Genomic DNA, 24210 nt, shown 5'->3' on the forward strand with positions numbered 1-24210 from the left:
TGAGCGACCACTAGCCTGGATACGTGCCAGATCCCGCAACCTATCGCCCCGCGCCCGGGTCCATCCCGGTCGAGCCCGGCGTGTACCGGTTCCGCGATCCGCACGGGCGCGTCATCTATGTCGGCAAGGCCAAGAGCCTGCGCAGCCGGCTCACGTCGTACTTCTCCGATATCGCCAGCCTGCATCCCCGCACCCGGCAAATGGTCACCACGGCCGCCAAGGTCGAGTGGACGGTGGTCAACACCGAGGTCGAGGCGCTGCAGCTGGAATACAACTGGATCAAAGAGTTCGATCCGCGCTTCAACGTCCGCTACCGCGACGACAAGTCTTACCCGGCGCTCGCCGTCACCCTCAACGAGGAATATCCGCGGCTGATGGTCTATCGCGGACCCCGACGCAAGGGCGTGCGGTACTTCGGGCCCTACTCCCACGCCTGGGCCATCCGCGAAACGCTCGACCTGCTGACCAGAGTGTTCCCCGCCCGCACCTGCTCGGCCGGAGTGTTCAAGCGGCACAGGCAGATCGATCGCCCCTGCCTGCTCGGCTACATCGACAAATGCTCGGCCCCGTGCGTGGGCCGGGTCAGCGCCGAACAACACCGCCAGATCGTGCTGGACTTCTGTGACTTCCTCTCCGGCAAAACCGACCGGTTCGCCCGCGAGCTGGAACAGCAGATGAACGCCGCGGCCGAACAACTGGACTTCGAACGGGCCGCCCGGCTGCGTGATGACCTGGGCGCGCTGAAGCGGGCCATGGAAAAACAGGCCGTCGTGCTGGGCGACGGCACCGACGCCGACGTAGTCGCCTTCGCCGACGACGAACTGGAAGCGGCGGTCCAGGTGTTCCACGTCCGCGGCGGCCGGGTCCGCGGTCAGCGTGGCTGGATCGTCGAAAAGCCCGGTGATCCCAGCGATTCCGGCGAAGAGCAGTTGGTCGAACAATTCCTCACCCAGTTCTACGGCGAGCAGGCCGAACTCGATGGCGCCGCCGACGAATCCACCAACCCGGTCCCACGCGAGGTCCTGGTGCCGTGTCTGCCGTCCAACACCGAAGAACTGAGCAGCTGGCTGTCCGACCTGCGCGGCTCGCGGGTCACGCTGCGGGTGCCGCGCCGGGGTGACAAGAAAGCACTCGCCGACACCGTGCAACGCAACGCCAGAGACGCGCTGCAGCAGCACAAACTCAAGCGGGCCGGTGACTTCAACGCCAGATCGGCCGCGCTGCAGAACATTCAGGACGCCCTGGGTCTGGCCGACGCGCCGCTGCGCATCGAGTGCGTCGACATCAGCCACGTCCAGGGCACCGACGTGGTCGGCTCGCTGGTGGTGTTCGAAGACGGCCTGCCCCGCAAATCGGATTACCGGCACTTCGGCATCCGAGAAGCGGCCGGGCAAGGACGCTCTGACGACGTCGCCTCCATCGCCGAAGTCACCCGGCGCCGGTTCATGCGCCACCTGCATGACAAGCAGGACCCCAATATGCTCTCGGCAGAAGGCAAGTCACGCCGATTTGCCTACCCGCCCAACCTCTACGTCGTCGACGGCGGCGCGCCGCAAGTCAACGCGGCCAGTGCCGTCCTGGAAGAACTAGGCATCACCGACGTCGCAGTCATCGGCCTGGCCAAGCGGTTGGAAGAGATCTGGGTGCCCTCGGAGCCCGACCCAATCATCATGCCGCGCAACAGCGAAGGCCTGTACCTGTTGCAACGCGTGCGCGACGAGGCCCACCGGTTCGCCATCGCCTACCACCGCAGCAAACGCTCGAAGCGGATGACCGCCTCGGCGCTGGATTCCGTCCCCGGTCTGGGCGAACATCGGCGCAAAGCGCTGGTCACCCACTTCGGCTCCATCGCCCGCCTCAGGGAGGCCACCGTCGACCAGATCACCGCCGTTCCCGGAATCGGTGTGGCCACCGCCACCGCCGTCCTCGAGGCGCTGCGGCCCACCGAAACGAAGGCGGCCGCCGAATGACCAATCACGTTGCCGACAGCGAGAATTCGCGGAGCGACAACCACGCAGGCATCGATGTCGTACTGGTGACCGGACTGTCGGGGGCCGGACGCGGCACGGCCGCCAAGGTGCTCGAGGACCTCGGCTGGTATGTCGCCGACAACCTGCCGCCGCAGCTGATCACCCGCATGGTGGACTTCGGTCTCGCCGCCGGCTCCCGCATCACCCAGTTGGCGGTGGTGATGGATGTGCGCTCCCGCGGATTCACCGGGGACCTCGACGAGGTACGCAACGAATTGGCCACCCGCAACATCTCCCCGCGCGTGGTGTTCATGGAGGCCTCCGACGACATGTTGGTGCGCCGCTACGAGCAGAATCGCCGGAGCCACCCGCTGCAGGGACAGCAGACGCTCGCCGAAGGCATCGCCGCAGAGCGCCGCATGCTCGCGCCCGTCCGCGCCACCGCCGACCTCATCATCGACACCTCCACCCTCTCGGTGCGGGGCCTCCGGGAAAGCATCGAGCGGGCATTCGGCGGCAGCGTCGGCGCGACCACCAGCGTCACCATCGAATCGTTCGGCTTCAAGTACGGCCTGCCCATGGACGCCGACATGGTCATGGACGTCCGGTTCCTGCCCAACCCGCACTGGGTCGACGAGTTGCGCCCCCTGACCGGTCAGAATCCCGAAGTGCGCGACTACGTGCTGGGCCAACCGGGCGCGGCGGAGTTCCTCGAGACCTACCATCGATTGCTATCCCAAGTCGTCGAGGGCTACCGCCGGGAGGGAAAGCGCTACATGACGGTCGCCATCGGCTGTACCGGCGGCAAACATCGCAGCGTCGCGATCGCCGAGGCGCTGATGGGCTTGTTGGACGCCGACTCGCAACTGGCGGTGCGGGTGCTGCACCGGGATCTGGGGCGCGAATGAGCCCGCCGACGAGCGATGGCATCGTCGCGCTGGGCGGCGGCCACGGCCTGTACGCGACGCTCTCGGCGGCCCGCCGGCTCACCCCCCACGTCACCGCCGTGGTGACCGTCGCCGACGACGGCGGCTCATCGGGCCGGCTGCGCAGCGAACTGGACGTGGTCCCGCCAGGGGACCTGCGAATGGCGTTGGCGGCGTTGGCATCCGACAGCCCCTACGGACGACTGTGGGCCACCATCCTGCAGCACCGGTTCGGCGGCAACGGCGCGCTGGCCGGACACCCGATCGGCAACCTGCTGCTTGCCGGGCTGTCGGAGGTGCTGGCCGATCCGGTCGCCGCACTCGACGAACTCGGTCGCATCCTCGGCGTCAAGGGCCGCGTGCTGCCGATGTGCCCGATCGCGCTGCAGATCGAGGCCGACGTGTCCGGCCTGGAATCCGACCCGCGCATGTTCCGGGTGTTGCGCGGTCAGGTGGCAATCGCGAGCACACCGGGCAAGGTGCGGCGGGTGCGGCTACTGCCGGCCGACCCGCCCGCCACCCGGCAGGCCGTCGACGCCATCATGGCCGCCGACCTGGTGGTGCTGGGGCCCGGGTCATGGTTCACCAGCGTGATCCCGCACGTCCTGGTACCCGGCCTGCGCAAGGCGCTGCAAGAGACCACCGCCCGCCGCGCCCTGGTGCTCAACCTGGTCGCCGAACCGGGGGAGACGGCCGGCTTCTCGGTGGAGCGGCACCTGCATGTGCTCGCCCAGCACGCGCCGGGCTTTTCGGTGCACGACATCATCATCGACGCCGACTCGGTGCCCAGCGATCGGGAGCGGGAGCAATTGCGCCGCACCGCGAAGCTGTTGCGGGCCGAGGTGCACTTCGCCGACGTGGCCAGACCTGGTACACCTTTACATGACCCGGGCAAGCTGGCGGCGGTCCTGGACGGGGTGCGAGCCCGCGACCGGGACCCGGCGGTGCCACAGGTGACAGCCACACACGAGAGTGCACGACCAAGGGGTGACGACGCGTGGCGATGACGACCGAAGTCAAAGACGAGTTGAGCCGTCTGGTAGTCAAATCGGTCAGCGCACGACGCGCGGAAGTCACCTCCCTGCTGCGGTTCGCCGGCGGGCTGCACATCGTGGCGGGCCGGGTGGTCGTCGAGGCGGAAGTCGACCTGGGCAGCATCGCTCGGCGACTGCGCAAAGACATCTTCGACCTGTACGGCTACAACGCCGTGGTGCATGTGTTGTCGGCCAGCGGCATTCGCAAGAACACCCGATATGTGTTGCGGGTGGCCAACGACGGCGAAGCGCTGGCCCGGCAAACCGGCCTGCTCGACATGCGCGGGCGCCCGGTGCGCGGCCTACCCGCGCAAGTGGTGGGCGGCAGCATCGGTGACGCCGAAGCCGCCTGGCGCGGAGCGTTTTTGGCGCACGGTTCGCTGACCGAGCCGGGGCGCTCCTCGGCCTTGGAGGTCAGCTGCCCCGGGCCCGAGGCCGCGCTCGCGCTCGTCGGTGCGGCACGCCGGCTCGGCGTCAGCGCCAAGGCCCGCGAAGTGCGCGGCGCCGACCGTGTCGTGGTGCGCGACGGCGAAGCGATCGGCGCTTTGCTGACCCGGATGGGCGCCCAGGACACCAGGCTGATCTGGGAGGAGCGCCGGCTCCGCCGCGAGGTGCGGGCAACGGCGAACCGGCTGGCCAACTTCGACGACGCCAACCTGCGCCGCTCGGCGCGGGCCGCGGTCGCCGCGGCCGCCCGAGTAGAACGGGCACTCGAGATCCTCGGCGACACCGTGCCCGATCATCTGGCCACCGCCGGGAAGCTGCGCGTCGAGCACCGGCAGGCTTCGCTGGAGGAGCTGGGCCGCCTTGCTGATCCGCCGATGACCAAAGACGCGGTGGCGGGTCGTATTCGGCGTTTGTTGTCAATGGCCGACCGCAAAGCCAAGGTCGAGGGTATTCCGGACACCGAATCGGCGGTCACTCCGGATTTGCTGGAGGACGCCTAAACCCTTCCGGCCGCGGCATCCGGGAGCTACGGTTCATGGCATGAAGCGGCTCTCGAGTGTTGACGCGGCGTTTTGGTCGGCGGAGACAGCAGGCTGGCACATGCACGTGGGCGCGCTGGCGGTTTGCGATCCGAGCGACGCGCCGGACTACAGCTTTCAACGACTCCGCGAGCTGATCAGCGAGCGGCTGACCGAACTGCCGCAGCTGCGCTGGCGGGTCACCGGAGCGCCGCTGGGACTGGACCGGCCGTGGTTCGTCGAGGACGAGGAACTCGACGTCGACTTCCACGTCCGTCGCATCGGTGTTCCGGCTCCGGGCGGCCGGCGCGAACTCGACGAACTCGTCGGCCGACTGATGTCCTACAAACTCGACCGCTCCCGGCCGCTGTGGGAACTGTGGGTCATCGAAGGGGTCGAAGGTGGCCGTATCGCGACGCTCACCAAGATGCATCACGCCATCGTCGACGGCGTCTCCGGTGCCGGGCTGGGCGAAATTCTGCTGGACGTCACTCCGCAACCACGGCCAACCCAAATAGAAAAAGTGGGATCTCTCACCGGCTTTCAGCTTCCCCGGCTGGAGCGGCGGGCGATCGGTGCGCTGATCAATGTCGGCATCATGACACCGTTTCGCATCGCCCGGTTGCTCGAGCAGACCGTGCGCCAACAGATCGCCGCCCTGGGCGTCAATTCCCGACCGCCGGGCTACTTCGATGCGCCCAAGACGCGGTTCAACGCGCCGGTGTCCCCGCACCGGCGGGTCACCAGCGCGCGCGTCGAGTTGGCCCGGGCCAAGGCCGTCAAGGACGCCTTCGGGGTCAAGCTCAACGACGTCGTGCTGGCCATCGTGGCCGGGGCGGCCCGCGAGTACCTGAAGAAGCGCGACGAGCTACCCACCAAACCGCTGATCGCGCAGATCCCGGTCTCCACCCGGACCGAGGAGTCGAAGTCCGACGTGGGCAACCAGATCAGCTCGATGACCGCATCGCTTGCCACCGACATCGAGGACCCCGCCGAGCGGCTCAAGGCGATCTTCGAAAGCACGCAGAGCGCCAAGGAAATGGCCAAGGCGCTTTCGGCGCATCAGATCATGGGGCTCACCGAAACCACACCGCCGGGACTGCTGCAACTGGCCGCCCGCGCCTACACGGCGACCGGGCTATCGTCCAACCTGGCCCCGATCAACCTCGTGGTGTCCAACGTTCCGGGTCCGCCGTTCCCGCTGTACATGGCCGGGGCCAAGCTGGAATCCCTTGTGCCCCTTGGCCCGCCGGTCATGGACGTGGCGCTGAACATCACCTGCTTCTCCTACCAGGACCACCTGGACTTCGGTTTCGTGACGACACCGGAAGTCGCCAACGACATCGACGAGATGGCCGACGCGCTGGACTTCGCACTGACCGAACTAGAGCGCGCCGCCGAACTGCAATAGGCGCTACTGACCGCCGGCGGACCCTCGGGTTGTCACATACACCCAGGACAAGAACCGCGCTATCGCGTCGGCGGATGCGTGCGCTCGCGGTGACCCGAAGATGTCGAAGGCGTGCTGGGCGTTGGGCAGATCCGCGTAAGCCACCGGTGCCTTTGACACCGCCCGCAATTCGTCGACGAACTCGCGCGCTTCCCCCACTGGAATCAGCGAGTCGTCATGGCCGTGCAAGACGAAAAACGGTGGCGCATCGGGCTTTATCTGCCGGATGGGCGATGCATCGAGGAACACGTCCCGGTCGGTGCTGAGTTCCTTTTTCACTACCAGCTTTTCCAGCAGCCACACGAACTCCGGGCGGCCCTCACCCTCGGTGGAGAACCAGTCGTAGCGCCCGTAGACCGGGACGGCGGCCACCACCGAGGTGTCGGCTTCTTCGAAGCCGGGCTGGAACTTCGGGTCATTGGGCGTCAACGCCGCCAGGGCGGACAGGTGACCGCCCGCGGACCCGCCGCTGATCGCCACGAAGTCGGGGTCACCGCCGTATTGGGCGATGTTCTCCTTGACCCAGGCCAGCGCGCGCTTGACGTCGACGATGTGGTCCGGCCAGGTGTGCGCGGGTGCAACCCGGTAGTTCAGCGACACGCACACCCAGCCGCGGGCCACCAGATGTGTCATCAGGGGATAGGCCTGCGGGCGGCGCCAGCCGATCACCCAGGCACCGCCGGGCACCTGCACCAACACCGGCGCCTTGCCGTCGCGCGGCAGGTCCCGGCGCCGCCAGATGTCGGCGAGATTGGCCCGTCCGTGCGGGCCGTAGGACACGATGTTGTCCTTCTCGACGTAACGGCGGCGCACGACGACGTTGCGCAGCGGTAGGTTGCGCCGTCCGCGCCGCGTCGGCTGCTCCGGCAGCTCGGACAACGCGTCGGCGTAGTCGTCGCCCAGCTCTTGGCGCAGCCCCGCTTCCAGCACCGGGCCCGGCGTGGTGGCGCCGCGATAGCGGATGACCCCGAGGATGGCCCAGGACGCCGCGGTCAGCGCCAGCGCGACTTTCCCGCGGCGGCCGGCGAAGTCACCGCGGCGGCCGCGACGCAGCGCATCGAGTGCGGACACGGTGAAGTACACGCCCGGCACTTCGGAGGTCGGCCAGCCGAACCAGAACACCAGCACGGTGGTGTAACCCTTACGGGCCAAGGGTCGTAATCCGTTGGCGGCGTTGGCCAATTCGACAGCGGCACGGACCAGCGGCCGGGGCCGTCGTAACCAGTGCGCCATCAGCCGCTGGCCTTCGCCTGCAGCTCGGCTCGCTGAATCTTGCCGGTGCTGCCGCGGGGCAGCTCGTCGAGGATGGCGATCTCGCGGGGCACCTTGTAATTGGCGAGGTTGTCCCGGACGTGCTGCTTGAGCGCGTCGACGGTTGCCCGTGCGCCCGGCTCCAGCACCACGAAGGCCGCCAGCCGCTGGCCGTACTGCTCGTCGTCCACGCCGATCACCGCGGCTTCGGCCACGTCGGGGTGAGCGGCCAGCGTCTTCTCCACCTCGATCGGATAGACGTTCTCCCCGCCCGAGACGATCATTTCGTCGTCGCGCCCCACCACGAACAGCCGCCCGGACTCGTCGAGATAGCCGACGTCGCCCGACGACATGAAGCCGGCATGGAAGTCCTTGGTGGCACCTGAGGTGTAGCCGTCGAACTGGCTGTCGTTGCGGACGTAGATGGTGCCGACTTCACCGGTGGGCAGGTCGTTGAAATCCTGGTCCAGGATGCGGATTTCGGTTCCTTCGGCGGGCCGGCCCGCGGTGTCGGGCGCGGCGCGCAGGTCCTGCGGGGACGCCGTGGCGATCATGCCGGCTTCGGTCGCGTTGTAGTTGTTGTAGATGACGTCGCCGAACCGGTCCATGAACGAGATGACCACGTCGGGACGCATCCGCGAGCCCGACGCGGCGGCGAACCGCAAGGAGCGGCCGCTGTAGCGGTTGAGCACCTCTTCGGGCAGGTCCATGATCCGGTCGAACATCACCGGCACCACCGCCAAGGCCGTCGCCTGATGCCGATCGATCAGGTCCAGCGTCGCTTCCGGGTCGAACTTGCGCCGGGTGATCACGGTGCACGCCAGCGAGGAAGCCAGCACGAGTTGGGAGAAGCCCCAGGCGTGAAACATCGGCGCCACGATGACGATCGGTTCCTCGGCGCGCCACGGTGTGCGGTCCAGGATCGCCTTGAGGGTCTGGACTCCACCGCCACCCCCAGAGTGCTTGGCGCCCTTAGGAGTTCCGGTCGTTCCGGAGGTGAGCAGAATAACTTTGCCCTTGTCGCCGGTGCGCTGGGGACCCTGGCCTCGGTGGTCGGCGATCAGTTTCTCGACGGTCAAGTCATGCTGTTGGTCGGCCCACGCCACGATGCGGGTGGCGTCGGGCTTGTCGGCGAACGCGCGGTTGACCGTGTCGGTGAATTCTTCGTCGTAGATGACGGCGTCGACACCTTCGCGGGTCACCACATCGGCCAGCGCGGGGCCCGCGAACGAGGTGTTGAGCAATAAGACGTCGGCCCCGATCCTGTTGGCTCCCAACAGTGCATCGACGAAGCCGCGGTGGTTGCGGCACATGACCCCGACGACTCGCGGCGCCCCGCCCGGCAGCCCTTGCAGCGCCGCGGCGAGGGCATTGCTGCGCTCTTCGAGCTGCCGCCACGTGAGGCTGCCCAGTTCGTCGATCAGTCCGGGCCGGTCGGGGCAGCGTTGCGCGGCCCCGGCGAAACCGGACGTGAACCCCAGGCCTTCGCGGCGCATGGCCGCGGCGATTTTCAGGTAGCGGTCGGGCCGCATCGGCGCGATCAACCGGGCCCGCCTCATGGTGGAGACGAGCTCGAGGGTTTGCGAAATACGAGATGCCATGGCTCAGCCCAGAATCGGGAAGCGACGTTGGGCAGCCAGTTCGTTGAGCCCCTGCTGCATGACCGAGCGGACGTGTTCGTCCACCTTGTCGACGTCGGGGTCGTCGCCGAATTGCGCGGCGATGTCGATGGGTTCGAGCACTTGGGTCACGATCTTGGCCGGCAACGGCAGATTGGGCGGGATCGCCGCGCTCAGCCCGAACGGGAAACCGAACGACAACGGCAGAATATCGCTGCGCAGCAACCGTTTTATGCCGAGCCGCTCGGCCAGCCAGGTGCCGCGCGACAGATACAGCTGCGTTTCCTGGCCGCCGATGGACACCGCCGGGACGATGGGCACGCCGGCTTCGATCGCGGTCCGGACGTATCCCTTGCGGCCGTTGAAGTCGATGACGTTCTCCGCCGTCGTGGGCCGGTAGGCGTCATAGTCCCCGCCCGGAAACACCACGACCACGCCACCGGAGCGCAACGCCTCGGCCGCGTTCTCGCGATTGGCCCGGATGTAGCCGGTGCGCCGGAACAGCGACCCGGTCAGCCCCATGAACAAGATGTCGTGGCTCAACGTGTAGACCGGCCGGTCGTAACCGAACTTCTCGTAGAAGTGGACGCTGAAGATCGGGACGTCCATCGGGAACATGCCGCCCGAGTGGTTTCCCACCACCAGGGCGCCGCCGGGCGGGAAGGAGTCCAGGCCCCGGACTTCGGCGCGGAAGTACGTCTTCAACACGGGACGCATCACGCTCATGAGCCGTTGTGTCAGGCCGGGATCATATTTGCCGATCTCCGGTTCGCCGTTGTCGGTGTCGCTCACGTTCCTCCTTAGCGGCTCCCTCGAGGCGTCTTTGCCATCGAGTCCCTAGATCGTAGCGACCAGGGCGATACATTGGACTCACCATCTGGTTTCACCCCGAGAATGAGGCCGCCATGGGATTCATGTCACCGGAGCTTCCCGACGTCGACGCCAAGACCTGGCCCGACCGGCCACGGGCGGAGCGACTGCAGGTCGTGACCCGGCACTGGGCCGAACACGGCTTCGGTACGCCGTACGCGGTGTACCTGCTGTATCTGATCAAGATCGCCCTGTACGTCGCAGTCCCCGCGGTGATCATTTCGTTCACCCCCGGCTTGGGCGGATTAGGGCGCATCGGGGACTGGTGGACTCAGCCGATCGTTTATCAGAAGGTCATCATCTTCACGCTGCTGTTCGAGGTGACGGGCCTGGGCTGCGGCTCTGGTCCGCTGACCGGACGATTCATGCCGCCGATCGGCGGGATCCTGTACTGGTTGCGGCCCAAGACAATTCGGCTTCCGCCGTGGCCGGGGAAGGTGCCCTTCACCAGCGGTGACAGCCGCAGCATCGTCGATGTTGCGCTGTATGCCGTCGTCCTGATCGGCGGGGTGTGGGCGCTGCTGTCACCCGGTCACGGCGGGTCGGTTACCGCCGCCGGAGACGTGGGTCTGATGGACCCCGTGCGGGTGATCCCGACGATCGTGGCTCTGGCCCTGGTGGGTCTGCGGGACAAGACCATATTCCTGGCCGCTCGCGGTGAACACTACTGGCTGAAGTTGTTCGTGTTCTTCTTTCCGTTCACCGATCAGATCGCGGCTTTCAAGATCATCATGCTGTTCCTGTGGTGGGGTGCGGCGACCTCCAAGCTCAACCACCACTTCCCGTACGTGGTGTCGGTGATGACAAGCAACAACGCGTTGCTGCGCAGCCGGTTGTTCACCCCGATCAAGCATCGGCTGTACCTCGACCCGGTGAACGACCTGCGCCCCACCTGGTTGCCGAAGATGATGGCCCATGTCGGCGGCACCACGGCGGAGTTCATCGTGCCGACGGTGCTGGTGTTCGTCGCCGGCGATCAACCCTGGCGCTGGTTCCTCATCGGGTTCATGGTGATCTTCCACTTCAACATCCTGTCCAACCTGCCCATGGGGGTGCCGTTGGAGTGGAACGTGTTCTTCATCTTCTCGCTCTTCTATTTGTTCGGCCATTACGGCGCGATCCGCGCCACCGATCTTCGGTCACCGCTGTTGCTCGCCTTGATCGCCGCCGCGGTAGTCGTCGTGATCGTGGGAAACATGTTCCCCAAGAAGATCTCGTTTTTGCCCGCCATGCGTTATTACGCCGGCAACTGGGCGACCAGCGTGTGGTGTTTCCGCGCCGGCGCCGAGGACAAGATCGAGGCCAACGTGGTGAAAAGCTCTGCGCTGGTGGTCAATCAGCTGGCGAAGCTGTATGACGCGGAGACCGCGGAGATCATGGCCGACAAGACCGCCGCGTTCCGGGCGATGCACACCCACGGCCGGGCGCTCAACGGCCTGTTGCCCCGCGCAATCGACAACGAAGCCGACTACAAGATCCGCGAGGGTGAAATCGTCGCCGGGCCGTTGGTCGGATGGAACTTCGGCGAAGGCCACCTGCACAACGAGCAACTGCTCGAGGCCCTGCAGCGGCGCTGTCACTTCGACGAGGGCGAGGTTCGCCTCATCGTCCTGGAAGGCCAACCCATTCACAGCCAGCGGCAGTGGTATCGCATCTTCGACGCCAAGACCGGGCTGATCGAGGAGGGTTACGTCGAGGTCAAGGACATGCTCACCCGCCAACCATGGCCCGAGCCCGGCGACGAATTCCCCGTCCACGTCACGAATCAACGCAGCAGCGCCGGCCGCTCATGACGAAAGCCTCGGAGAAGGCGATAGTCGTCGGCGCCGGGCCCAACGGGCTGGCCGCCGCGATCCAGTTGGCTCGCAACGGCATCGACGTTCAGGTGCTCGAGGCCGCCGACACCATCGGCGGGGGAGCGCGTTCGGGTGAACTGACCGTGCCCGGGGTCATCCACGACCACTGCTCGGCGTTCCACCCGATGGGTGTCGGTTCGCCGTTCTGGAAAGACATCGACCTCGCCCAGTACGGGCTGAGGTGGAAGTGGCCCGAGATCGACTGCGCCCATCCGCTGGACGACGGCACCGCAGGTGTGCTGCTTCGCTCGATCGAGGAGACCGTTGCGCGCCTGGGGCCAGACGGCAACCGCTGGCGCGCCGCCGTTGGTGGTCTGGCCGCCGGGTTCGACGATTTGTCCGAGGACCTGCTGCGGCCAGTGCTCAACATTCCCCGCCACCCGATCCGGCTGGCCGCATTCGGTCCGCGGGCGCTGTTGCCCGCGACGGTGGTGGCCCGCTGGTTCAAGACCGAGCAGGCGCGCGCGCTGTTCGCCGGCACGGCCGCCCACGTCTACACCCGGCTGGACCGCCCGCTGACCGCGTCACTGGGGTTGATGATCCTGGCCAGCGGCCACCGCTACGGCTGGCCGGTGGCAGAAGGCGGATCGGGCGCGATCACCGAGGCGCTCGCCGGCGCTCTGAGGGCTTACGGCGGACGCGTCGAGACCGGCGTCACCGTCACCCGCCGCCGTGACATTCCCACCGCCGACATCGTGATGCTCGACCTCAGCCCGACGGCTGTGCTGCAAATCTATGGCGACGCCATGCCCACCCGGATTCAGCGGTCTTACCGGCGGTATCGCGAAGGATCGTCGGCGTTCAAGGTCGACTACGCCATCGAGGGCGACATTCCCTGGACCAATCCGGACTGCGGGCGCGCGGGCACCGTGCATCTGGGCGGCAGTGCCGAGGAAGTTGCCGACACCGAACGTCAACGGACACAAGGAAAGATGGTGCAGCGACCGTTCGTTCTGCTCGGCCAGCAGTACCTGGCCGACCCGTCGCGCAGCGCCGGCAACATCAACCCGATCTGGGCGTATGCGCACGTGCCCTTCGGCTACCGCGGGGATGCGACCGCCGCGGTCACCGCCCAGATCGAGCGGTTCGCTCCCGGGTTCCGCGACCGCATCGTGGCCTCGGTCAGCAAGTCGACCAGCGAGTTGCAGGCCTACAACCCCAACTTCATCGGCGGCGACATCATCGGCGGGGCCAATGACCGGCTGCAGGTCCTGTTTCGTCCGCGGATTGCCCTCGACCCCTACGCGATCGGCGTGCCGGGGGTGTATCTGTGTTCGCAGTCCGCGCCGCCGGGCGCCGGCATTCACGGGTTGTGCGGATACCACGCCGCGCAGTCGGCGCTGCGGTGGTTGCGCTCGCGCTGAATGGGGCTGGCGCGCCGCCGTGGTCATTCCTGCACGATCACCGGGTCGCCGATGTTGACCGTGTTGTAGTACCACTCGGCGTCCTGCGAGCTCAGGCTGACGCAGCCGTGGCTGACATTCTCCAGTCCCATCGCATTGAGCGCCCAGGGCGCCGAATGGACGTAGAGACCCCGGTTGGTGATGCGCACGGCGTAATCCACCGAGATCCGGTATCCGTCGGGATCGTCGACGGGTATGCCGACGCTGCTGGAATCCATGATCACCGACCGTTCCTTGGCCAACACCGTGTAGGAGCCGACGGGCGTGGGGTATTCCGGCCTGCCCATCGAAGCCGGCATCACGCCTTCTTCTCCCCAATGCGGCCGGTGATGTGGCGCCGGCAGCCAAGGCGGCGGTCCTTCCCCGACTCCGTCGACGCTCACGGTGAATGTGTGATTGGAGATATTCGCCACGCCGACGACGGCCGGACCGGTTTTGAAGTCCGTTGCCACGCTGCCCACCGACAGCGCCACCGTGCTGTGCGCCGGCCAGAATCTGGACGGGCTCCATTGCACGACGTGGTCGTCGAGCCATTCATACGTACCTGTCATCCCATTGGCCGATGTGACTTTGATGGCCCGCTCGGCCGCGCGCCGCTTAGCTGTGTCGGTTATGGGCGCGCTGAATGTGACGACGACGGGATGCGCAACGCCAACCGTGTCACCCCGCCTCGGTAGAACCGACGCGATGGCAAAGCCATACGACTGGCTCGCCGCTGTCAGGCTTACGCCGCCCTGACCCGAAAGGACAGTCGCAGCAATTGCGATGACAGTAAGAAAACAGCGAACGACCGCACGCATGACTCCGAATCCTTTAATCAACGAAGTTTTCAATTAGGTGATGCTGGCAGTGACGCTGCGAGCGCTTGTTACTTGGCCAAGCGCGACTTGTCACCGCTGACTGGGTGGCCGCTTCGACTCAGCTCGCGCCACCACCCGCGGGGCCAGGGCGGTAGGGCTGACCGGGCACCGGGCCACCAGTCGGCGCAGGACCGGTCGGGTCACCCTTGCCCGCATAGCTGCCGGACATGTCGGTGACCGGAGCACCCGCCGGCAACGGCGCACCCGCTGGCACGGGTCCCAGCGCAATCAACGGAACTCCAGCGGGCATCGGCGCGACGACCGGTGCGCCGACCGGGACCGGGGCGCCGACCGGGACGGGTGCGCCGACGGGTACCGGGGCGCCGACCGGGACCGGGGCGCCGACCGGGACGGGAGCGCCGACCGGGACGGGTGCGCCGACGGGGACGGGTGCGCCGACGGGGACGGGTGCGCCGACGGGGACCGGGGCGCCGACGGGGAGCGGGGCGCCGACGGGGAGCGGGGCGCCGACGGGGACCGGGGCGCCGACCGGGACGGGAGCGCCAACCGGGACCGGCCCCGCAAGGTCAATCAGGGGAGCACCCGCCGGCAGCGCCGGTACGGGGCCCGGCACCACCGCGGGTACGCCGGACATGTCATTGAGCAGAGCGCTGGCGGTGCACACTTGGCCGGTCGCAGCCGGTGCGGGTCCACCGGCCGGCGCCGGTCCGCCGGCGGGGGCAGGTCCGCCGGCGGGGGCAGGTCCGCCAGCGCCACCGGCGCCCGCGGGTCCGCCCGGGCCGCCGGCTGCGGGTGCCGTTGCCGTGTCACACGGATAGCACCCAGGGTGTGCCGGCGCGCCGGCTCCGCCCGCTCCGGCCCCGCCGGCGGCTCCCGCTCCGCCGGCTGCTCCTGGTCCGCCGGCAGTCGGCGCTAGCTCGCCCGACTGCCCCTGGTAGCACGCATAACCGCCGCCGGTCTTCAGCGGGGTGGCGGCCGCTTCCGGGCTCAACGCTATAGCGATCCCACACAACCCAACGGTGGCAACAACTTTGATGTTGAACCGATCAAAGACCGTCATCAGCGTTGACTCCTCTTTATTAGCGCTCGTAATTCCGCAGTTGGTCAGCAAACACGCATATGCCTTACTGAACTCGTGTCTAGCCGAACGAGACGATTGTCAGAAGCAAATGTGGAAGACATGCCACGGCGCACCGCGTCGTTTCAAATTGTTACGTTTGGCTCGGGCTCGTGGTCGTGGCCAGCGGTTTGTCGGGCCAGGCGGCTGAGCTGTCCTCGGCGGCGTGACACTCGCCCGTGACATCGGCTGGCCGCCGACCCGGAATCGGGTGTGACGGAACGCACTTCCATTCCGTCGCGCGGCCGGTCGGCAGTCCTTTAATCTTCCAAATGGAAGGGCATCACGGATGGTTGTCACATACGTCCGTCGGTGCCCTTCAACCATTCCGCATACCTGCCGGAGCCACCCCCGCTGACCGGCCCGGCAAGGGTTCGTCCTACTCAACTAGGCTGAACACGAGCGGTTCTTCAGCCGAGTAATACGACAAGGGAGAAAGACGTGACGGTCCGAGTAGGCATCAACGGCTTTGGTCGAATCGGACGCAACTTTTACCGGGCCTTGCTGGCCCAGAAAGAGCATGGCGGTGCCGACCTCGAGGTGGTGGCGGTCAACGACATCACCGACAACAACACCCTGGCCCACCTGCTCAAGTTCGACTCGATCTTGGGCCGGTTGCCTTACGACGTCAGCCTCGACGGGGAAGACACCATCGTCGTGGGCAACAACAAGATCAAGGGGCTGGCGGTGAAAGAGGGGCCCTCGGCACTGCCGTGGGGCGACCTCGGCGTCGACGTGGTCGTCGAATCCACCGGTCTGTTCACCAATGCAGCCAAGGCGAAGGGCCACTTGGAGGCCGGCGCCAAGAAGGTGATCATCTCCGCACCGGCCACCGACGAAGACATCACCATCGTGCTGGGCGTCAACGACGACAAGTACGACGGCAGCCAGAACATCATCTCCAACGCCTCGTGCACCACCAACTGCCTTGCCCCCCTGGCCAAAGTCCTCGACGACGAGTTCGGCATCGTGCGGGGGCTGATGACCACCATCCACGCCTACACCCAGGACCAGAACCTGCAGGACGGGCCACACAAGGATCTGCGCCGGGCCCGCGCCGCCGCGCTGAACATCGTGCCGACCTCCACCGGAGCGGCCAAAGCGATCGGGTTGGTCATGCCCAACCTCAAGGGCAAGCTGGACGGGTACGCGCTGCGGGTGCCGATTCCCACCGGCTCGGTCACCGACCTGACCGCCGATCTGTCGAAGTCGGCCAGCGTCGAGGACATCAACGCGGCGTTCAAGGCAGCAGCCGAGGGCAAGCTCAAGGGCATCCTGAAGTACTACGACGCACCCATCGTCTCCAGCGACATCGTCACTGACCCGCACAGCTCCCTGTTCGACTCGGGCCTGACCAAGGTGATCGACAGCCAAGCCAAGGTGGTCTCCTGGTACGACAACGAGTGGGGGTACTCCAACCGCCTCGTTGACCTGGTCGAGCTGGTCGGCAAGTCCCTGTAGGACAGGGCAGCCGTGGCTATTCCGACGCTGGAAGATCTTCTCTCCGAGGGTGTTTCGGGTCGCGGTGTGTTGGTGCGCTCCGACCTCAACGTCCCGCTCGATGACGGCGAAATCACCGATCCCGGCCGCATCACCGCGTCGGTCCCGACGCTGCGTGCGCTGGTCGACGCCGGCGCCAAAGTGGTCATCGCCGCGCACCTAGGCCGTCCCAAAGACGGCCCCGACCCCAAACTGTCGCTGGCGCCCGTCGCCGCGGCGCTGGGTGAGCAACTGGGTCGGCACGTGCAGTTGGCCGGTGATGTCGTCGGAAGCGACGCGCTGGCCCGTGCCGAGGGCCTGACCGACGGTGACATCCTGCTCCTGGAGAACGTCCGCTTCGATGCGCGTGAAACCAGCAAAGACGACGGCCAGCGCTTGGCGCTGGCCCGGCAGCTGGCCGAATTGGTCAGTCCGGGAGGCGCTTTCGTCTCCGACGGCTTCGGTGTGGTGCACCGCAAACAGGCGTCGGTCTACGACGTGGCCACCCTGCTGCCGCACTATGCGGGCACGCTGGTCGCCGACGAGGTCCGGGTGCTCGAGCAGCTGACCAGCTCCACCGAGCGGCCGTATGCGGTGGTGCTCGGCGGATCGAAGGTGTCGGACAAGCTCGGCGTCATCGAGTCGCTGGCCACCAAGGCCGACAGCATCGTGATCGGCGGCGGCATGTGCTTTACCTTCCTTGCCGCACAAGGACATTCGGTTGGCAAGTCACTTCTGGAAGAGGAAATGGTCGACACCTGTCGGCAGCTTCTCGAGACATACCACGACGTGCTGCGGTTGCCGGTCGACATCGTCGCGACAGAAAACTTCGCCGCCGATTCGCCGCCGCAGACCGTGGACGCCGGCGCCATTCCCGACGAGCTGATGGGCCTGGACATCGGACCCGGCTCGGTCAAACGGTTCACCAACTTGTTGTCCAACGCCAAGACGGTGTTCTGGAACGGACCCATGGGCGTGTTCGAATTCCCCGCCTACGCCGCGGGCACCAAAGGTGTGGCCGAGGCCATCGTCGCCGCCACCGGCAAGGGTGCGTTCAGCGTGGTCGGCGGCGGCGACTCGGCGGCCGCGGTACGCGCGCTCGACATCGGTGAGGACGCGTTCTCTCACATCTCCACCGGTGGCGGCGCATCCTTGGAATTCCTCGAGGGCAAGTCACTTCCCGGCATCGAAGTGCTTGGCAGCCCTCAGCCGACCGGAGGAGAGTCGTGACGCGCAAGCCGTTGATCGCCGGCAACTGGAAGATGAACCTCAACCACTTCGAGGCGATCGCGCTGGTGCAGAAGATCGCCTTCTCCTTGCCGGACAAGTATTACGACAAGGTCGATGTCGCGGTGATCCCGCCCTTCACCGACCTGCGCAGCGTGCAGACCCTGGTCGACGGCGACAAGCTCCGCCTCACCTACGGCGCACAGGACATGTCCCAGCACGACGCCGGCGCCTATACCGGCGAGATCAGCGGAGCGTTTCTGTCGAAGCTGGGCTGCACCTACGTCGTCGTTGGACATTCGGAGCGGCGCACCTACCACAACGAGTCAGATTCTCTGGTCGCTGCCAAGGCCGCCGCGGCGCTCAAGCACGAGCTGATCCCGATCGTCTGCATCGGAGAGCACCTCGAGGTCCGCGAGGCCGGAAACCACGTCGAGCACAACCTCGAGCAGCTGCGCGGATCGCTCGGCGGTCTGTCGGCTGAGCAGATCGGGCAGGTCGTCATCGCCTATGAGCCGGTCTGGGCGATCGGCACCGGCCGGGTGGCCAGTTCCGCCGACGCCCAAGAGGTGTGTGCGGCGATTCGTAAGGAGCTATGCGAGCTGGCCTCGCCGCAGATCGCGGATACCGTGCGGGTGCTCTACGGCGGCTCGGTGAACGCCAAGAACGTCGGCGACCTGGTGGCCCAGGAAGACGTGGACGGCGGTCTGGTCGGCGGGGCGTCGCTGGACGGAGAGCAGTTCGCGACGCTGGCGGCCATCGCCGCCGGGGGACCGTTGCCCTAGGGCCGCCATTCGGCGCCTAACGGTCGTCCGACCAGCGCTCGCGTATCAGTACAGCGGCGCCCAGATTCCGTCGAACCAGTAACCCCAACCCCCGTACTGCCAGTTGAAAACTGGAATGACGGTGTAGGTGTTGTAGGTGAACGGGGCGAAGAAGCGCTGTCCGTAGCTCACGTCGCGCGGCGGTCCGACCCACGGACGGTTCCAACCACCGGGAGGCGGCGGCCCGTTCCAGCCGCCAGCAGGCGGCGGGCCTTCCCAGTTCGGCGGGGGAGAGCCAGGGGGCGGGCCGTCGTTCCAGCCATAGCCGCTCGGCCGGGGTGGAGTCGGTGCGCCACGGCCTGGGAGCCAGAAGCCACCCGGTAGGTCGACCGGGCCGCCGTATTGGGAATTGCCGCGAGGGATGTCACCGTGCGGCGGATAGTACGGCGGGTGTGGCGGCTGCGTGGTCGGCGCGTTGACCACTGGCGACGGGTAGGCACCGCTCGCGCCGGTGGGTTGCGGGCCCCCGCCCCATGGTCCGGCCCCGGTGGGTTGGGGCGTGCCGCCACCCCATGGTCCGGCCCCGGTCGGTTGGGGCGTGCCGCCACCCCACGGCCCGGTGGGTGAGGGTTGCGGCTCGCTTCCGCCCCAGGTTCCGGTGGGTGAGGGTTGTGGCGTGCTTCCGCCCCAGGTTCCGGTGGGTGAGGGTTGTGGCGTGCTGCCGCCCCAGGTCCGGTGGGTGAGGGTTGTGGCGTGCTGCCGCCCCACGGCCCGGTCGTCGTGGGCTGGGGCGCCATGGTTGTCGTCCAACCCGTCGTCGGCGGAGTTGTGGTCGGCGCAGGTGCGCCGCTCCACGTCGTCGGCGGTGCCGAGGCCGTCGGCTTAGGCGCCGGACTGGTCACCGTCGCCGACGGTTTGCCGGCTCCCGGAACACTCGAACCCGGCGGAGGCACGGTCCCGGTGCCGCCGTACCCGGGACCCGGGTTAGGCGGAGTTGTGCCGCCGCTACAGGCCTTGTTCCAGTTCGGGCAGGGCGTCGGATCCGAGCTGGCGAAGCCCGAGTCGAACACCGTCGCATACATCCCGAGGCCTGCGGCGACCGCCGCTGCTGCGGCAAGACGTTTCATAGACATTGGTTGCGTCCCCTCCAGGGCTTCTGCCCGTGATGTCTGTGGGCCCGCGCTACGGGCAGGTGATGGTCAATTCGAACGGCTTGGTTACCTGCCGCGGCTCCTGCGGATTGCTCAGATCGGGACCGACCGCAGTGCCCTTGATCTGCAACAACTTGCCGCTTGCTGCGGCTCCGGCGCTCCCGCCCTGACCCTGTGCGGCATCGGAGAAGCCGAGGGTGATGCCGTCGACGGTGCCCAGGCCGACCGCGTGCACGATGGGCGGGTTGTCCTTGCTGACCACCGCGCCGATGCCGTTGGCCGCGTCGCCGATGCCGACGTTGATGTTGTCGCCGTTGGGGTTGCAGGTGACCGGACCCGTGACATTCAGGTTCTTGCCGTCGACGATGACCTGCGGCGCGGCCGCTCCCGGCGTCGGCGAATTCGACGCGCCCTGATTCGACTTGTTGCTGGAACAGCCGGCACAGCTGGCGACCACGATGCCCACGCCGGCTACGCCTACGACGATCCCACGCTTCACCGCTGCTCTCCTATGTGTCACGGGTGCCTCGTTCACGCACACCTCAACATCGGCAAATGTGTTGGCACTTGCGGTCCGCCCCAGTGCGTCCGGCGGAATGGCCGCCCACCGACGCCGGCCTCTCACCAGCCGATTGCGGCAACCACCACCCGCACGATGGCTATCAGCTAGCTAAGGCCCCGGACGGCCGGCCGATCAATTAGGGATTCCCCTACACTTTCGATAACGCGGGTCTTGTGGCGCGTCGCGGCTTAGTGGTTAGGTGTGCACCCAGCCGATGGCTTTGCTGATGCGTTCGGCAGGCGCGTTGGCGTCATTGCACACCTGCGCGACAGTGGTCGCCGACTCCGCGGCGAAAACGCCGAACGCGTAATCGTCCGCCGGGATGGCCATGGCCATCAGCAGTCGAACCTCTTCACCGCGGGCGGAGATGGCGGTCGCCTGGTCGGCGAGGGCTCCGGCGGTGTCCACGATGGTCTGAACCGGCGCATCAGGTCCGTACCATTCGACCAGGAACTGCTCCGGGTGTGCGCCAGTGGTCGCCATTGGCGTCACGTTATTCGGCGTCGGTGACGGCTCACATCAGGGGAATTCCTACTCATATCAAATCTGTATGTCGGCGCTGAGCACCCGGTGCAGCTCTGTGCGCGAACGGATTTTCAGCTTCCGGTAGACGCGGGTGAGGTTGACTTCGACGGTCTTGGGGCTGATGAACAAGGCCGCGGCGATGTCTTGATTGGTCATGCCGGACAGTGCCAGATCGGCGACACACTTCTCGGTCGGCGTAAGTGCGGTGGACGGGCGTTTGCCTGACCCGCACCGAGCCAGCTCGGCTTGGGCGCGCTCCGACCATGCCTGCGTGCCGAGTCGTTCGAAGGTGTGCAAGGCGTCCTGCAGCGTTGCTATGGCGGCCTCGCGGTGACGTTGTCGTCGTTGCAGCTGGCCGAGTAGCAGTTGTGTTCGGGCGCGTTCAAACGGCATGGGCAGGCGCTCATGTTCCGTCATCGCAAGCTCGGCGGTGCTCGTTGCCGCCGCCAATTCGCCGCGCCCCGCCTGCAGCATGGCCCGACACCGGGCCGCCATGGCCAGCGTCCAGGGCCGGTCCAGCCGGCGGCCGTTGCGTTCCAGAGTGGCGATCAGCGGCTCGGCATCGTCGAGCCGACCCAGGCCGATCATCGCCTCGACGGCTTCGGGCACGAACGACGAGGTGATCATTTCGCTGGCGTCCGGGAACATGTGCACCATCGGCAGCAGCGGTTCGAGCGCGTTGAGCGCTTCCTGGTAGTCGCCGCAGGACACGCCGATGAACCCGCCGAGCGTCGCCGGCCACTCGGCCAGCCGCCGAGAACCACAGCGCTGGGCCGCCGCAATGGCATCGGTGAGGTCGCGGCGAGCCTCGGCGAAGCGACCGGCATGGGCAGATGCCGCGGCACGCAGCGTCAGCGCGATGAACAGGGGCAAGTCGCCACCGAGCTGCGTTGCCCGTTCCACCGTTTCGTGGGCGATCTGGGTCGCGCTACCCAGGTCGCCGAGCCAGATGTCGATCAGGGTGCGGTGGAAGTCGACGAAGATCAGCTCGCTTTCCTCACCGGAAATGGTGCATTGGTGATGCAGGGCCGCCAGTCCCTCGCGTCCAGCCTGAAGTTCTCCGGTCCACGCGCGCAGGAGAATGACTTGGACTTGCGGTCGAAATGGCACCGGAAGGCGCCGGTTGGGCACCTCGGCGGTCATGGCGCGTTCCAGGGCCGCATGATCGACGCCGCGGCCGGCCATGAAATCCATCATGGCCCGCATACCCAGGGCCGAGCTGCTGAGCTCGGCCAGGTCCAGCTCGTCGGCTTCAGTGACCGCGCGCTGCACGTGCTCGTAGGCCAGGGCGACCTGGCCGGCGTTGAGCAGCGCGTAGGACGAAGAGATCAGGATGCGTACCCGCAAGCTGGGATCGATGTCGACGTCGTGCAGCGCGGAGGCGAATATCTCCGCAGCTTCGGGGAAGCTGTCGTCGTAGAGGCGGACCAGTCCCAGTTGCAGCAGAGCCTCGGCGCGCGTGGTGCCCTGGGGAAGTTCGTCGAGGATCGCTTCGAGCATCTGCCGTGCCGAACCGGAGTTGCTGGCAGCGAAATGATCTGCAGCGCAGCGGATTCTGCGCGGTGGGTCGTCGGCGCCCAGCCCGATGGCGAGCTCGAGCAGTTCGGCGGCGGCGGCGGGTGCTCCGCGGCGGCGGGCGATGTCGGCGGCCACGTCGAGTGCCGCCACGGTCGCCGGTTCGGCGGTGGTGCTGGACAGGGCCAGGTGCCGAGCTTTGAGCTCAGGGTCCTCGACCAGTCCGGCCAGGCGACGATGCATGTCGCGACGACGATGGGGCGGCGCCTCGCTGTAGACGCCGTGCGACAGGATCGGATGGGTGAAGCGCAGCCGGTGGCCGTCGATGACCACCACTCGCTGGGTCTCGGCTTCGCTGAGGGATTCGGCGAGGTCGTCCGGAGTCGTCCCGGCGGCTCGGGCCACCACCGAGGTTGTCGGGTCGGGCAAGCTGGCCATGGCCAACAGTGCTTCTTCCGCGCCGGCGCAGACTCGCTGGATCCGTCCGCTCACCACCTCGTTGAGACTGTGCGGCAATGCGGCTGCCGAACCGTCCAGCGCGTGGCCCAGCTGCCGCGCCAGTTCCAGAGCGAAAAGCGGGTTGCCGTCGGAGATCTGATGCAGACGCAACAGCGTCGGCCGTGGGAACGACGTACCCAAACGAACGAGCAATACCTGCCGCAATTCCGCTAAAGTCAAGGGCTGCAACCGAATTTGGTGCACGTCATCGAGTTTTGGCAGCCGCAGCTGCGGCCCGGGTTCTTCGGTCCGTTTCGTACACAACAATGCGGCACCCACGGGCAGCCGTCGCGCCGCGAACGACACCGCGTTCGCGCTCGATGCATCCACCCATTGCAAGTCGTCGATCGCGATCAATAAGGGCCGGTCAGCGCAGAGCTGCCGGATGACGGACAAGAATGCGGCTGATACCGCTCGCGGATCGATGTCCTCGCCGTCGAGGCGGCGGCGCAACAGTGCCCCGTCCAGGGCCTGTTGCTGTGGCGCAGGCAGGTTCGCCCAGTTGGACTCGTCGATCTCGTTCAGCAAATCTGCCAACACGCTGTAGGCCATGACAGATTCGGCGCCCGCAGCTCGACAACTCAAGGTCTGAATGCCGGTCCTTCGGGCGCACTCGAGGGTTTCCAGCCACAAGGTCGTCTTGCCGATGCCCGGGTCACCTTCGAGGATCAGCGCTCGAGGTTCACGCGGGATCGCGTCGAGGAACTCACGTAGCGCCTGCTCTTCTGCTTGCCGGCCGATGACGTGTGGCACCATTCCCGAACCCCCGGTCCCCTCTTCAGCCGGCCGCGTCGGGCAAAGGCCCGCTCCGGCCGCCAGTAACCGAGAGGCTGCGCGCGCCCGACACCCTTGTACTGTGGCACCTTTCCGGGTCACCGGCAATAAATGCGTCGAAGTAACCCGTCTCCTGGGGATTCTTACCGGTGCGGCAAACCGTGCGCCGCCCAACCTCTGCCGTATCCGGCAAACATAGAAATCGGCATGGAGACCGGTGGAGCAAAGTTCGGCTGGATGTTGTGCACCGTTCGACGTACGTTCGTCCCGCCGCGGCGGCAAGTCGGCAAGCGGCCAGACGTGCCACTGGTCTTGGCAACGCTTTACCGGCAGACGCGGCTGGCCGAATCTCCGGACCCGGTGAGTGCGCGAAGATGCTCTGAAATGCACAGCCGCCTGATCGTCGCTGGCGGCGGTCCCGCACACCCGACGG

At 66.9% G+C, this 24210-nt stretch carries 19 protein-coding genes; 10 read left to right on the forward strand and 9 right to left on the reverse strand.

What is annotated here, in order from left to right:
* Positions 1-23 precede the first annotated feature (23 nt).
* Genes uvrC through I2456_RS10990 form a run of 5 tightly spaced genes read left to right on the forward strand, consistent with a single transcriptional unit; the run spans position 24 to position 6306 of the window.
* Positions 24-1970: an excinuclease ABC subunit UvrC gene (gene uvrC, locus I2456_RS10970; protein ID WP_068158579.1), complete on the forward strand. Its 1947-nt coding sequence runs from the start codon at positions 24-26 to the stop codon at positions 1968-1970.
* Positions 1967-2878, forward strand: coding sequence for an RNase adapter RapZ (gene rapZ / locus I2456_RS10975; protein ID WP_068031721.1), 912 nt, complete (start codon positions 1967-1969; stop codon positions 2876-2878). The genes uvrC and rapZ overlap by 4 nt, the downstream gene beginning before the upstream one ends.
* A complete protein-coding gene (locus tag I2456_RS10980; RefSeq protein ID WP_085075786.1) occupies positions 2875-3903 on the forward strand; it encodes a YvcK family protein in 1029 nt (342 codons plus the stop codon). Before rapZ ends, I2456_RS10980 begins: the two co-directional genes overlap by 4 nt.
* Positions 3900-4877 (forward strand): DNA-binding protein WhiA, encoded by a 978-nt coding sequence (gene whiA, locus I2456_RS10985; RefSeq protein WP_082965732.1) that lies wholly within the window; start codon positions 3900-3902, stop codon positions 4875-4877. The genes I2456_RS10980 and whiA overlap by 4 nt, the downstream gene beginning before the upstream one ends.
* Before the next feature lie 40 nt (positions 4878-4917).
* The gene (locus tag I2456_RS10990; RefSeq protein ID WP_085075785.1) at positions 4918-6306 is read left to right on the forward strand and encodes a WS/DGAT/MGAT family O-acyltransferase; all 1389 of its coding nucleotides are present in this window, start codon (positions 4918-4920) and stop codon (positions 6304-6306) included.
* Positions 6307-6309: 3 nt separating this feature from the next.
* On the opposite strand, the gene I2456_RS10995 is transcribed toward I2456_RS10990, so the two are convergent.
* Genes I2456_RS10995 through I2456_RS11005 form a run of 3 tightly spaced genes read right to left on the reverse strand, consistent with a single transcriptional unit; the run spans position 6310 to position 9941 of the window.
* Positions 6310-7578, reverse strand: a complete 1269-nt coding sequence (locus I2456_RS10995; protein WP_068031734.1) for an alpha/beta hydrolase — start codon at positions 7576-7578, stop codon at positions 6310-6312.
* Positions 7578-9197: an acyl-CoA ligase FadD12 gene (gene fadD12 / locus I2456_RS11000; RefSeq protein ID WP_085075784.1), complete on the reverse strand. Its 1620-nt coding sequence runs from the start codon at positions 9195-9197 to the stop codon at positions 7578-7580. Before fadD12 ends, I2456_RS10995 begins: the two co-directional genes overlap by 1 nt.
* 3 nt (positions 9198-9200) lie before the next feature.
* Entirely contained in the window at positions 9201-9941 is a 741-nt protein-coding gene (locus I2456_RS11005) for a lysophospholipid acyltransferase family protein (RefSeq protein WP_276052442.1), read from the reverse strand.
* 179 nt (positions 9942-10120) lie between these two features.
* On the opposite strand from I2456_RS11005, the gene I2456_RS11010 reads away from it, so the two are divergent.
* Both I2456_RS11010 and I2456_RS11015 read left to right on the forward strand, forming a co-directional pair.
* Positions 10121-11878: a DUF3556 domain-containing protein gene (locus I2456_RS11010; protein ID WP_085075782.1), complete on the forward strand. Its 1758-nt coding sequence runs from the start codon at positions 10121-10123 to the stop codon at positions 11876-11878.
* On the forward strand, positions 11875-13305 hold the full coding sequence (locus I2456_RS11015; RefSeq protein ID WP_085075781.1) for a phytoene desaturase family protein: 1431 nt from the start codon (positions 11875-11877) through the stop codon (positions 13303-13305). Before I2456_RS11010 ends, I2456_RS11015 begins: the two co-directional genes overlap by 4 nt.
* 23 nt (positions 13306-13328) lie before the next feature.
* On the opposite strand, the gene I2456_RS11020 is transcribed toward I2456_RS11015, so the two are convergent.
* Complete coding sequence (locus tag I2456_RS11020) at positions 13329-14144, reverse strand: L,D-transpeptidase (protein WP_085075780.1); 816 nt, start codon at positions 14142-14144, stop codon at positions 13329-13331.
* A gap of 118 nt (positions 14145-14262) precedes the next feature.
* Positions 14263-14799, reverse strand: a complete 537-nt coding sequence (locus I2456_RS29115; protein ID WP_390639550.1) for a hypothetical protein — start codon at positions 14797-14799, stop codon at positions 14263-14265.
* 924 nt (positions 14800-15723) lie between these two features.
* On the opposite strand from I2456_RS29115, the gene gap reads away from it, so the two are divergent.
* From gap to tpiA, 3 genes are read left to right on the forward strand one after another with little or no spacing between them, the layout of a single operon-like run.
* Entirely contained in the window at positions 15724-16743 is a 1020-nt protein-coding gene (gene gap / locus I2456_RS11030) for a type I glyceraldehyde-3-phosphate dehydrogenase (protein WP_068031754.1), read from the forward strand.
* A 12-nt stretch (positions 16744-16755) separates the two neighbouring features.
* A complete protein-coding gene (locus tag I2456_RS11035) occupies positions 16756-17991 on the forward strand; it encodes a phosphoglycerate kinase (protein ID WP_085075778.1) in 1236 nt (411 codons plus the stop codon).
* A complete protein-coding gene (gene tpiA, locus I2456_RS11040; protein ID WP_085075777.1) occupies positions 17988-18773 on the forward strand; it encodes a triose-phosphate isomerase in 786 nt (261 codons plus the stop codon). Before I2456_RS11035 ends, tpiA begins: the two co-directional genes overlap by 4 nt.
* Positions 18774-18818: 45 nt before the next feature.
* Here the strand turns inward: tpiA and I2456_RS28440 are convergent, their stop codons facing one another.
* From I2456_RS28440 to I2456_RS11060, 4 genes are all read right to left on the reverse strand, one after another.
* Entirely contained in the window at positions 18819-19607 is a 789-nt protein-coding gene (locus I2456_RS28440; protein ID WP_241007919.1) for an MAP_0585 family protein, read from the reverse strand.
* 327 nt (positions 19608-19934) lie between these two features.
* A complete protein-coding gene (locus tag I2456_RS11050) occupies positions 19935-20402 on the reverse strand; it encodes a lipoprotein LpqH (protein WP_085075776.1) in 468 nt (155 codons plus the stop codon).
* Between the two features lie 258 nt (positions 20403-20660).
* Positions 20661-20948: a hypothetical protein gene (locus tag I2456_RS11055; RefSeq protein WP_085075775.1), complete on the reverse strand. Its 288-nt coding sequence runs from the start codon at positions 20946-20948 to the stop codon at positions 20661-20663.
* Between the two features lie 57 nt (positions 20949-21005).
* A complete protein-coding gene (locus I2456_RS11060) occupies positions 21006-23759 on the reverse strand; it encodes a helix-turn-helix transcriptional regulator (RefSeq protein WP_085075774.1) in 2754 nt (917 codons plus the stop codon).
* Between the last annotated feature and the right edge of the window lie 451 nt (positions 23760-24210).

The sequence above is a fragment of the Mycobacterium kubicae genome (genome assembly GCF_015689175.1).
Taxonomy (GTDB): domain Bacteria; phylum Actinomycetota; class Actinomycetes; order Mycobacteriales; family Mycobacteriaceae; genus Mycobacterium; species Mycobacterium kubicae.

Coding starts and splice junctions, on each gene's coding strand:
- rapZ (WP_068031721.1), top strand. CDS start 1,967: ATGACCAATCACGTTGCCGACAGCGAGAATTCGCGGAGCGACAACCAC.
- I2456_RS10980 (WP_085075786.1), top strand. CDS start 2,875: ATGAGCCCGCCGACGAGCGATGGCATCGTCGCGCTGGGCGGCGGCCAC.
- whiA (WP_082965732.1), top strand. CDS start 3,900: ATGACGACCGAAGTCAAAGACGAGTTGAGCCGTCTGGTAGTCAAATCG.
- I2456_RS10990 (WP_085075785.1), top strand. CDS start 4,918: ATGAAGCGGCTCTCGAGTGTTGACGCGGCGTTTTGGTCGGCGGAGACA.
- I2456_RS10995 (WP_068031734.1), bottom strand. CDS start 7,578: ATGGCGCACTGGTTACGACGGCCCCGGCCGCTGGTCCGTGCCGCTGTC.
- fadD12 (WP_085075784.1), bottom strand. CDS start 9,197: ATGGCATCTCGTATTTCGCAAACCCTCGAGCTCGTCTCCACCATGAGG.
- I2456_RS11005 (WP_276052442.1), bottom strand. CDS start 9,941: ATGAGCGTGATGCGTCCCGTGTTGAAGACGTACTTCCGCGCCGAAGTC.
- I2456_RS11010 (WP_085075782.1), top strand. CDS start 10,121: ATGGGATTCATGTCACCGGAGCTTCCCGACGTCGACGCCAAGACCTGG.
- I2456_RS11015 (WP_085075781.1), top strand. CDS start 11,875: ATGACGAAAGCCTCGGAGAAGGCGATAGTCGTCGGCGCCGGGCCCAAC.
- I2456_RS11020 (WP_085075780.1), bottom strand. CDS start 14,144: ATGCGTGCGGTCGTTCGCTGTTTTCTTACTGTCATCGCAATTGCTGCG.
- I2456_RS29115 (WP_390639550.1), bottom strand. CDS start 14,799: ATGTCCGGCGTACCCGCGGTGGTGCCGGGCCCCGTACCGGCGCTGCCG.
- I2456_RS11055 (WP_085075775.1), bottom strand. CDS start 20,948: ATGGCGACCACTGGCGCACACCCGGAGCAGTTCCTGGTCGAATGGTAC.
- I2456_RS11060 (WP_085075774.1), bottom strand. CDS start 23,759: ATGGTGCCACACGTCATCGGCCGGCAAGCAGAAGAGCAGGCGCTACGT.